We start from the raw sequence: 2,482 nt of genomic DNA on the forward strand, positions 1-2,482 counted from the left end.
GCAGATTTTACAACTTGAGGTAAAAACATTTTACCTGAACCAAACAAATCTCCAACTACATTCATTCCAGTCATTAGGTTAACTTCAATAACTTCAATAGGGTGCGGCACTTTTTTTCTAGCAGCCTCAACATCTTCTATAATAAACTCGTCTAATCCTTTTACCAAGGCGTGGGTAATTCTATCTTGTATCGGTTTTTTACGCCATGACAAATCTATTTTATGTTCTTTAACAGTACTTGTAACATTTTCGGCAAAACTTAATAAACGTTCAGTAGCGTCATCTCTTCTGTTTAAAATTACATCTTCAACATGTGCTAATAAGTCTTTTGGAATTTCATCGTATATAGTTAGCATTGTAGGGTTTACAATTCCAATGTTCATACCTGCTTTAATCGCATAGTATAAAAACACAGAATGCATAGCTTCTCGTACCGTATTATTTCCTCGAAAAGAAAATGACACATTACTTATTCCTCCACTAACACTAGCATTTGGTAAATTTGTACGAACCCAACGAGTTGCTTCTATAAAATCAAGCGCATTTTTTTTATGTTCATCCATTCCTGTTGCCACAGGAAATACATTTAAATCGAAAATAATATCTTCCGATGGAAAACCAACTTTATCAACTAAAATATCATACGATCGTTTGGCTATTTCAATTCTACGGTTGTAATCATCTGCCTGTCCAACTTCATCAAAAGCCATTACTATTACTGCAGCTCCATACATTTTAATTAGAGTTGCATGGTGTATAAATGCTTCTTCTCCTTCTTTTAAACTAATAGAATTTACCACACATTTACCTTGTGCTACCTGCAAGCCTGCTTCAATTATTTCCCATTTAGAACTATCAATCATTATTGGAACTCTGGCAATATCTGGTTCTGCAGCAATTAAATTCATAAAACGAATCATGGCTTGCTTTCCATCAATTAAACCATCATCCATATTGATGTCAATAATTTGTGCTCCTCCTTCAACTTGATGACGAGCAATAGCAATTGCCTCATCAAATTTTTCTTCTTTAATCAAGCGTAAAAACTTACGAGAACCTGCAACATTAGTTCGTTCACCTACATTAATAAAATTACTTTTAGGCGTAATTATTAACGGTTCAAGTCCTGAAAGTTTTAACTGTTTTTTTTCTTTGTTCATTCTATAATTATGAGATTCTGAAACAAGTTCAGAATGACGAAAATTTAATTTTTTAAATAATTTTTCTTGGCTTATAATTGGCCGCTATCTCAGCTATTGCTTTAATATGAGCAGGAGTTGTTCCGCAACAACCGCCAATGATATTCACTAAATTTTTATCTAAATAGGTTTTAATTTGACTTGCCATTTGTTCTGGTGTTTCATCATATTCTCCAAAAGCATTTGGTAATCCAGCATTTGGATGTGCAGATATTCTTAAATTAGATTTTTGTGCCAACACTTCTAAATGAGGTGTTAATTGTTTTGCTCCCAAAGCACAATTAAATCCGATGGTTAATAACGGAATATGTGAAACAGATATTAAAAAGGCTTCTGCTGTTTGTCCGGATAAAGTTCTACCACTTGCATCAGTTATGGTGCCACTGACCATAATTGGAATATCAATATTTCTTGTTGCTTTAATTTCTTCAATACCAAATAGCGCTGCTTTTGCATTTAAGGTATCAAATACTGTTTCTACCAATAATAAATCTGCTCCACCATCTAATAAAGCTTCTGCTTGTTGTTTGTATGCTGTTTTTAAATCATTGAAAGTTACCGCTCTGTACCCTGGGTCATTCACATCGGGCGACATACTTGCCGTTTTATTTGTTGGCCCTATTGAACCTGCTACAAAACGTGGTTTTGAAGGGTTTTTAATTGTGAACTCTTGTGCTACTTCTTTGGCTATTTTAGCCGACTGAAAATTGAGTTCATACACATAATCTTCCATTTCATAATCTGCCATAGCGATGGTTGTTCCTGAAAATGTATTGGTTTCAATAATATCAGCTCCAGCTTCCAAATATTTTCTATGTATTTCTTTAATAGCTTCAGGTTGTGTAATGGAAAGCATATCGTTGTTTCCTTTTACTGAAACATGAAAGTTTTTAAACTGTTCACCCCTGTAATCTTCTTCTGTAAATTTATACTGTTGAATCATGGTTCCCATAGCCCCATCTAACACTAAAATTCGTTTTTTTATTTCTTCTTGTATGGTACTCATTTTAACTTATTTTAAAAAACTTATTCTCGATACAATTTTTTAACAAAAATTACTCAAATTGACGTTTTTTTAATTCATTTATCTATTATTTAAGTTTATATTTTGCGTTAGGGATTGAGGTGACATCCTTTTTTTTGTAAAAAAAGATATAGCCGAAAGCCCGACCGTTTACGGTAACGCCCAAATAAATAGTATTAAAAAAGAAGAAGTTTTCTACGTGAAGTTTCTTGTGTTATCTTCCCACAAATATGCGGTAGAATGTAGCACCTTCTTTATA

2 protein-coding genes are annotated in these 2,482 nt (G+C 33.2%); both read right to left on the bottom strand.

Annotation, left to right across the window (positions count from 1 at the left end; all coding sequences use genetic code 11):
- A partial coding sequence (locus L3J60_RS13395; RefSeq protein ID WP_291976073.1) for a dihydropteroate synthase occupies nucleotides 1-1,160 on the bottom strand: 1,160 nt, incomplete at its 3' end.
- A 52-nt stretch (nucleotides 1,161-1,212) separates the two neighbouring features.
- Nucleotides 1,213-2,205 carry a homocysteine S-methyltransferase family protein gene (locus tag L3J60_RS13400; RefSeq protein ID WP_291976074.1) on the bottom strand — a complete coding sequence of 331 codons (993 nt, stop codon included), beginning with the start codon at nucleotides 2,203-2,205 and terminating at the stop codon, nucleotides 1,213-1,215.
- Between the last annotated feature and the right edge of the window lie 277 nt (nucleotides 2,206-2,482).

It is taken from the genome of Lutibacter sp. (genome assembly GCF_021647475.1).
GTDB lineage: Bacteria > Bacteroidota > Bacteroidia > Flavobacteriales > Flavobacteriaceae > Lutibacter.

Excerpts from the sequence above, each read along its gene's own strand:
- L3J60_RS13400 (WP_291976074.1), bottom strand. The coding sequence starts at position 2,205 with ATGAGTACCATACAAGAAGAAATAAAAAAACGAATTTTAGTGTTAGAT.